7 protein-coding genes are annotated in these 8,055 nt (G+C 42.2%); 3 read left to right on the top strand and 4 right to left on the bottom strand.

The window, feature by feature from the left end; translation table 11 throughout:
• Nucleotides 1-89 precede the first annotated feature (89 nt).
• A complete protein-coding gene (locus JWR61_RS26710; RefSeq protein WP_301930699.1) occupies nt 90-788 on the top strand; it encodes a LysE family translocator in 699 nt (232 codons plus the stop codon).
• A gap of 90 nt (nt 789-878) precedes the next feature.
• Here JWR61_RS26710 and JWR61_RS26715 read toward each other — a convergent pair whose 3' ends face one another.
• From JWR61_RS26715 to JWR61_RS26725, 3 genes are all read right to left on the bottom strand, one after another.
• A complete protein-coding gene (locus JWR61_RS26715; RefSeq protein ID WP_301930705.1) occupies nt 879-1,043 on the bottom strand; it encodes a YiaA/YiaB family inner membrane protein in 165 nt (54 codons plus the stop codon).
• A 9-nt stretch (nt 1,044-1,052) separates the two neighbouring features.
• On the bottom strand, nt 1,053-1,295 hold the full coding sequence (locus JWR61_RS26720) for a YiaA/YiaB family inner membrane protein (protein ID WP_301930700.1): 243 nt from the start codon (nt 1,293-1,295) through the stop codon (nt 1,053-1,055).
• Between the two features lie 81 nt (nt 1,296-1,376).
• Complete coding sequence (locus tag JWR61_RS26725) at nt 1,377-1,940, bottom strand: Crp/Fnr family transcriptional regulator (protein WP_301930701.1); 564 nt, start codon at nt 1,938-1,940, stop codon at nt 1,377-1,379.
• Nucleotides 1,941-2,293: 353 nt separating this feature from the next.
• Here JWR61_RS26725 and JWR61_RS26730 point away from each other — a divergent pair, with 353 nt between their 5' ends.
• Nucleotides 2,294-5,728, top strand: coding sequence for a DUF2126 domain-containing protein (locus tag JWR61_RS26730; RefSeq protein ID WP_301930702.1), 3,435 nt, complete (start codon nt 2,294-2,296; stop codon nt 5,726-5,728).
• Nucleotides 5,729-5,910: 182 nt separating this feature from the next.
• Here JWR61_RS26730 and JWR61_RS26735 read toward each other — a convergent pair whose 3' ends face one another.
• Nucleotides 5,911-6,813 carry an AraC family transcriptional regulator gene (locus JWR61_RS26735; protein WP_301930703.1) on the bottom strand — a complete coding sequence of 301 codons (903 nt, stop codon included), beginning with the start codon at nt 6,811-6,813 and terminating at the stop codon, nt 5,911-5,913.
• Nucleotides 6,814-6,907: 94 nt separating this feature from the next.
• Here JWR61_RS26735 and JWR61_RS26740 point away from each other — a divergent pair.
• A partial coding sequence (locus JWR61_RS26740; protein ID WP_301930704.1) for a DUF5107 domain-containing protein occupies nt 6,908-8,055 on the top strand: 1,148 nt, incomplete at its 3' end.

Genomic DNA, 8,055 nt, shown 5'->3' on the forward strand with positions numbered 1-8,055 from the left:
AAAATTTGTTGATAAACGGAAAATGAACACAGTTCCTTTATATTGCGTTTTTATCTTTTATTGTATTTGCTACCTAATAACTTGTAAGTATGTGGAAAGCATTGATCACAGGCATTACCATGGGTTTGTATCTCGCCATTTCTGTGGGACCCATTTTGTTTACTGTGATAAAGCAAAGTCTTAATAACGGCATACGGGGAGGTTTTGGTTTTGTAGCAGGCATCTGGTTCAGCGATATTTTATTTGTTATAATCAGCAATGTATTCACTGTTTTTACGGCTCATTTTGCAGATCTGTACATCCGGGAGATTGGCTATGGCGGAGGTTTGTTATTAGCTGCTCTTGGCGCTTATTACCTCTTCTTTAAAAAAACTATTATCACTCCGATTGAAACCGGGCAAAAAGGCATTCCGCATACGCAGATGGCTAAATTATTTGCTACCGGGTTTTTTATCAATACACTCAATCCAATTTTATTTTTTGAATGGCTTACCGCGGCAACAGTTTTCGCAAAGACCTATACCATTAATTACCGCGTGCTTATTTTTTCAACCTGCCTGGCGGTAAATATTTTTTCAGATGTATTGAAGGTGCTCCTGGCCGGAAAAATTAAACCCAGACTAACAGTGCATAATTTAAACATCATCAATAAAATCACGGGGGGCATTCTGCTGGTATGCGGGGTGTTTATATTGTATCAAACTTTTTATCATGCAGATAAGTGGAGGCAGAAAGAAGAGGAGGTAGCGATGCAATATTTCAAGAATCATCCAGGCAGATTAACGTGATAAAGCATTGCAGCCGTTCTTCAACGGCTGCAATGCTATCTTATTTGGGTTACCAGGCATTACCAAAGATCACCTGTTATTGGGTAAAAATTAAAATGGCTCCATGGTTTTGGTAGCTTTCATATCCCTTGTATTTTTTTGTACCGCAATGGCCGAAAAAAGGCTGAGTACAAAAGACATAGCGTAAAAGACTTTTTCACTTTTTTCAAGGCTCGCATTCCACAAGCCAATGGTGAGCAATACAATGGATAAGATGGTGCTGAATCATGCAATGCCGTAGTAGAGGTTGGTTACCGGAATGCCTTCCATTTGGTCACGCACCGCTTTTTGAACAGAGATGGATGCAAAGAGACCAAACATGAGTACGGTGAAATAATAGCCCTTTTCGTTCAGTTGCATACTGGCATTCCAAAGGCCAATGATAAATGCAATGGTTCCGATAAATAAAGCCGACCAGGAAGCAGCTATAAAAGCAGCAGAAGGTTCTTGTAATTGTTTTTGTTCCATAATAATTTTTTATGAACAACAAAACTATTGTTAACAATGGCTGGTTTTTTTGACAAGTATCAAAAACGATTAACGCAAATGTTAAAACTGGCTGCGTATCCTGCTAAGGGTTTCCTGGCTTATGCCGAGGTATGATGCAATGTACCCGAGCGGTACCCGTTCCAAAATATGCGGCGATTGCAGCAACATATTTTCATACAATTCCTTAGCTGTTTTAAACTGGGCGTTTACAAACCGTTCTTCCAGCCGGATATAATATTTTTCATAGGCAATTCTTACCAGCCGTTCAATTTCGTGGTGATTATTAAACAGCTCACCCAGTTGTTCTTTCGAGACAGACCATAAAATACTACCCTCCAGTAATTGAATATTTTCCACTGCCGGCAACCCTGTGGTAAAGCTATAAAAGGAAGTCACAAAATCATTTTCAAAAGCAAACCAATGGGTAATTTCTTTGCCATCAGAATTATAAAATCCCCTCAGGGCGCCCTTTTCCAAAAAATATAGATGCCTGCAGATTTGAAGGTCTTTCAGTAAAAATTCATTTTTCGACAGCACTATTTTTTCCAGGCTGTTCAGTAAGGCATCTTGTGCCGCTGCGGTCAGGCGGTAGTAACGGTTGATATGGGCTAATAGATATTCCATCGTATTGTTAGTTGGCAAGGGGGATAAAGATAAGCTGGTAAAAGTTATGGGAATAATAAGAGGTTGACCTGGATGCTATAAATGACAAACTTTTCTCCATAATTCACGTTACATGTAACAGACAGGTTTGTGTTTAGTAAAGTTGTTTTGACTTGGTTGCCGCCAAGGGCTGAAAAAGTAAAAGTGAGTGACACAACGATCCCGCACAGAAATTCAAATGCTGGTGCCAAAATGCCTTCCAGCTACCTGTAGTATAAAACGCTTGCCCTACAATAATTTTTTTCCTTTAAAAAAACCAGCTATTTTTATAAAGATTGCATGCCAGTGTTTATCAAAACTGTAAAATCCAATTTATGGCAATTCGTGTTGCAATCAATCACAAAACAACTTATACTTACGACCGTTTGATTAGCCTTTCGCCGCACATTTTCCGGCTGCGACCTGCTGCACATTCCCGTACATCTATCGAATCATATTCTTTCAAAATAAAGCCGGAAGAACATTTCATCAACTGGCAGCAGGACCCATTTGGTAACTACCAGGCAAGGGTTGTTTTTCCGGAAAAGACATCTGAATTAAGCGTTGAAGTAGAACTGATTGCCAATATGGTGGTGATTAACCCCTTTGATTTTTTTGTAGAAACTTATGCAGAAAATTATCCCTTTGCCTACGATGACCAGTTGCGCAAAGAGCTGGTACCTTATTTTGAATTTAAGGAATACGGTCCTTTACTGAGGCAGTGGATTGCAGGGATTGACCGCAGCAAGAAAACGATCAACGATTTTTTGGTGTACATCAACCAAAAGTTAAACAGGGATATCAATTACTCCATCCGCATGGAAGTGGGCGTGCAAACCTGCGAAGAAACGTTGGGCAAGGCATTGGGTTCCTGCCGCGATTCGGCCTGGTTGCTGGTGCAGATTTTACGTCACCTGGGTTTGGCCGCACGTTTTGTTTCCGGTTACCTGGTACAATTGACTGCTGATATAAAATCACTGGATGGCCCTTCAGGACCGGAAAATGATTTTACTGATCTGCATGCCTGGACGGAAGTATATATTCCCGGTGCCGGTTGGATAGGGCTGGATCCTACCTCTGGTTTGTTTGCCGGCGAAGGGCATATTCCATTAGCCTGCACACCCGATTTTGAAAGCGCCGCACCTGTTGTTGGTGCTACAGATAAATGCGAAACCATCTTTACTTTTTCCAACCAGGTTACCCGTATTCATGAAGATCCCCGGGTTACAAAACCTTACACCGAAGCGCAATGGGCCGCTATTACAGCCACAGGATATAAAGTGGATGAAGACCTTGAAAAAGGGGATGTGCGCATGACGATTGGTGGTGAGCCTACTTTTGTTTCCATCGATGATATGGAAGCCGATGAATGGAATACGACGGCAGATGGAAAGCAAAAACGGCTGTTGTCACACGAATTAATTTTCAGGTTGCGGGAAAAATTTGGTCCCGGTGGTATGATCCATTACGGCCAGGGAAAATGGTACCCAGGCGAACCATTGCCCCGCTGGCAATATGGCTTGTTCTGGCGTAAAGACAATATACCTGTTTGGAAAAATCCCAAGCTGGTTGCACATGAAAAAATTGAAAAAGAATACAATCATGAAGATGCCTGGCTGTTTACAAAAGAGCTGGCAAAACATCTGGCCATCAGCACCATCAACATCAGCGTGGCGTATGAGGATGTATTTTATTTTTTATGGAGCGAAGGAAAATCGCCACTCAATATTGATCTGACAAAGACAAATTTAAAAGATGAGCTGGAAAGAAAAACCCTGGTACAAATGCTGGACAAGGGTTTGGATACACCGGCCGGTTATGTAATTCCGTTGCGATGGAATTACAGCAACGACCAATGGAAAAGCAGTCCCTGGGTATTGAAAAGGGACCAGCTATTTTTGATTCCAGGCAACTCGCCCATGGGCTTGCGTTTGCCGCTCGATTCCTTACCCGATGTGGCTAAAGAAGACGAACCACAAAAAGTAGAAAGAAGTTTATTTGACCAACTGCCCGACTTGCTGAACTTCGATGCCGGCATACAAAAGAGATATGACACCATTACCGTGCACCCGCAGCAGGAAACAAAAACAGCCGTAGCTGAAGAAGAGGTATCAGCAAATCCTTTAAAGCCGGTGAAAAAAGTAAAAGCAAAAACACCGGAGGCCGAAGTGCCAAGATTGTTTAAGGCTGAAGTAATAAAAACTGCTGTATGCATTGAACCAAGGGATGGCTTCCTGTATATTTTTGTGCCGCCGATGGACTACCTGGAACACTATCTTGACTTTGTTGCTTCTGTAGAAGCCACGGCTGAAAAGTTACAGATTCCGGTACGCATTGAAGGATATGAACCACCGAGAGATTACCGCATGGAGCGACTGGTGGTATCGCCTGACCCGGGTGTAATTGAAGTAAATATTCATCCCTCAAAAAACTGGAAAGAGCTCACTGGTATTATTGATACCTTGTACGACCAGGCTTTTTTATCCCGCCTCGGCACAGAAAAATTTATGCTGGATGGCAGGCATACCGGCACTGGTGGCGGCAATCACATTACCATTGGTGGTACTACGCCATCTGATAGTCCGATGTTGCGCAGGCCAGACCTGTTGCGGAGTTTGATCACTTACTGGCAGCATCATCCCGGGCTGTCTTATTTATTTTCAAGTGCGTTTATCGGCCCTACCAGCCAGGCACCACGCATTGATGAAGGCCGTGATGAGAAATTGTATGAGATGGAAATTGCTTTTACACAAGTACCTGAAAATGGCAATGTGCCCTTCTGGATTGTAGATAGAATTTTCCGTCACCTGTTGACAGATATCACCGGTAACACCCACCGTTCTGAATTTTGTATTGATAAATTATACTCGCCCGATTCATCCTCCGGCTGCCTGGGCATTTTAGAATTCAGGGCTTTTGATATGCCGCCGCATAAGGAAATGAGCCTTGTGCAAATGCTGCTGATCCGTTCGCTTATTGCCTGGTTCTGGCAAAAGCCATACAAGCACGACCTGGTAAGATGGGGCACTGAACTGCATGATAAATTTATGCTGAGCCATTATGTAAAGGAAGACATGAAGGAAGTGGTAAGCGATCTGAACAGCGCCGGATATCCGTTCGACATCAGTTGGTTTGAACCTTTCTTCGAATTCCGCTTTCCCCATTATGGTACAGTACAGGTGCAAAATATTGAAATGGAAATCCGTATGGGTATTGAACCATGGCACGTATTAGGCGAAGAGATGAGCAGTGGCGGCACGGCAAGGTTTGTGGATTCTTCCCTGGAAAAAGTACAGGTAAAACTGACCGGTTTAAATGGAAGCCGTTATATTTTGTTGTGCAACGGGACAAGGGTTCCGCTAAAACCAACTGCCGTAAAAGGCGAATTTATTTGCGGCATCCGCTACCGTGCATGGCAGCCACCCTCGGCATTACATCCAACGATAGGGATTGACGCTCCGCTTACTTTTGATATCGTTGATACCTGGAACAGCCGCTCTATCGGCGGTTGTACCTATTATGTTTCTCATCCCGGCGGCAGAAGTTACGACAGCTTCCCCATCAACAGTTACGAAGCAGAAAGCCGCCGCTGGAACCGTTTTGGTACCACCAGTCATACACAGGAAGTATTAAGGCCGGCAGCAAGTCCTGACATTGCAGCGCACTATATTGCACAAAACCGCAAACCATTTTTCTACGATCCGCCACCATTAGCGATCAATAAAGAATATCCTTATACGCTGGACATGCGGCAGTTCTGGAAGAAGTAGAAGTATAGTAATTGTTTATCAACCTTGCGGTCTGACCTTCGGTACCGACCGCAAGGTTGATAAAACGATAAATGAATTCAACCAATGCAATCTTTAATTATTTTGATATTGGAATAGATCACCAAGAATGCTTGCTATCTAAACTATTTGCGGTCTGACCTTCGGTACCGGCCGCAAATAGTTTATGTCCCCTTCTTCCTGTAACTATTGGGAGAAGTCCCCATCACTTTATGAAACAGCCTGGAAAAATAGTAATGATCTGCAATGCCCAGTTCTATAGCAATCTCTTTTATTCTGAGATTGGTAAACAACAAAAACTGGCAGGCTTTCTGAATTTTTAAATGATTGAAATATTCTATCGGGGAATAGCCGGTTTTTTCTTTAAAAAGAAAGGAAAAATGGGAAGCTGATACATTTACATGTTGTGCCAAATCCTGCAATTTCAGGCTGGTAGCAATATGGGTATTCATAAATTCAATAGCAATATCCACCGGGTCTTTTTCTGTTGCAGTGCCGGGCGGTTTTAGCTTTTCATTGAATATAAAAGTCGAGAGAAAATACCAGAAACACATGTTGGCATATACCAGGTTGGCTTTTCTAAAACCTCTTTCCAGCTGGGTATAAATTTCGTTAAAAACAGCAATGCAGTTTTCATTATATTTAATAAATCCTTTGTAGCCGCCGGAATGTTTGTTGGAAAATTCCGCGATTGCTTCTGCCATATCCCCTTTAAAGTGTACCCAATAAATTGTCCATGGATTGGTATCATCAGAAGCATACCGGTGATAAATGCCGGCAGGAATGATAATAAAATTGCCGGCGTTGAGGGTGTACTTTTTTTGACCAATGATGGCAGTACCCTTTCCATCCAGGCAATAGATAAAAATAAACTGCTCAGCACCTGCAGGCCTTTCCCTGTAATGGTATTTTGCTTTTGGATAATACCCTATGTCTGTAATAAACAGGGGCTGGCTCAACTTGTTTTTTTTGTTGATAGCAGACACTATTTTCTTTGGAATCAGAACCGTTTTTTGTCCCTGGAACCCTTCCTTCTTTTTATGTTTTTCAATTGTTGCGGCAAGCATATCGTAAAATAATCCATTAAAATGAAAATTTACTCCATTCTTATAAGAAATAAATAGAGTTTCCTTTGTTCACGAATTTTAAATGTACTTCTATATGCATGCTGACGTACAAGCCTGGCAGGAAAAAGTAATCATTCCAACCTACCCGGTTGGTGCACCCGAAAAAAATCCCATGTTTTTAGAGAAGCGGGTTTACCAGGGCAGCAGCGGTGTGGTATATCCGCATTCCATCATCGAAAAAATATCCGATCAAAAAATTGATACAACTTACAACGCAGTATTTATTGAAAATAAGTATCTCAAAATAATGATCCTCCCCGAGCTGGGTGGCAGGATACAGATGGCCTATGATAAAATCAAACAACGGCATTTTATTTATTTCAACCAGGTGATTAAACCGGCACTGGTAGGGCTTCTTGGTCCATGGATATCCGGTGGTATCGAATTCAACTGGCCGCAGCATCACCGCCCTTCTACATTTGAACCGGTAGATTGTACCATTACCGCCAATGCCGACGGCAGCAAAACAGTCTGGATAAATGAAGTAGAAAGAATGTTTCGTACAAAGGGAATGGCAGCCATTACATTGTACCCTGATAAGGCATACATTGAGATCAACGGAAAACTGTATAACAGAACGCCTTTTCCGCAAACCTTTTTATGGTGGGCCAACCCGGCAGTAAAAGTAAATGAGCATTACCAGTCTATTTTTCCGCCGGATGTATATGCTGTATATGACCATGGTAAAAGAGATGTGTCTACCTTTCCCATTGCAACAGGCACATACTACAAAATTGATTATTCGCCAGGTACGGATATTTCCCGGTATAAAAATATTCCGGTGCCTACTTCCTTTATGGCAGTAAGTTCCAAATATGATTTTATGGGCGGGTATGAGCATGACACAAGGGGCGGATTATTGCATGTGGCTGATCATCATGTAGTGCCCGGTAAAAAGCAATGGACATGGGGCAACAGTGATTTTGGTATTGCCTGGGATAGAAATCTGACAGATGAAGATGGCCCTTATATTGAATTAATGACCGGTGTTTTTACAGATAACCAGCCAGATTTTTCCTGGCTGCAGCCTTATGAAGAAAAAGAATTTACCCAATACTTTATGCCTTACAGCGAAGTGGGCGAAGTAAAAAATGCAACCAAAAATGCGGCAATCAATCTTACGTTTAACGGCCAGCAGCTTGAGGTGAAATTGTATGTAACCAGCCACTATGAACAACTTAG

Source organism: Ferruginibacter sp., assembly GCF_028288465.1.
In the GTDB taxonomy this organism is placed as follows: Bacteria; Bacteroidota; Bacteroidia; order Chitinophagales; family Chitinophagaceae; genus Ferruginibacter.

Coding starts and splice junctions, on each gene's coding strand:
- JWR61_RS26710 (WP_301930699.1), top strand. CDS start 90: ATGTGGAAAGCATTGATCACAGGCATTACCATGGGTTTGTATCTCGCC.
- JWR61_RS26720 (WP_301930700.1), bottom strand. CDS start 1,295: ATGGAACAAAAACAATTACAAGAACCTTCTGCTGCTTTTATAGCTGCT.
- JWR61_RS26725 (WP_301930701.1), bottom strand. CDS start 1,940: ATGGAATATCTATTAGCCCATATCAACCGTTACTACCGCCTGACCGCA.
- JWR61_RS26730 (WP_301930702.1), top strand. CDS start 2,294: ATGGCAATTCGTGTTGCAATCAATCACAAAACAACTTATACTTACGAC.
- JWR61_RS26735 (WP_301930703.1), bottom strand. CDS start 6,813: ATGCTTGCCGCAACAATTGAAAAACATAAAAAGAAGGAAGGGTTCCAG.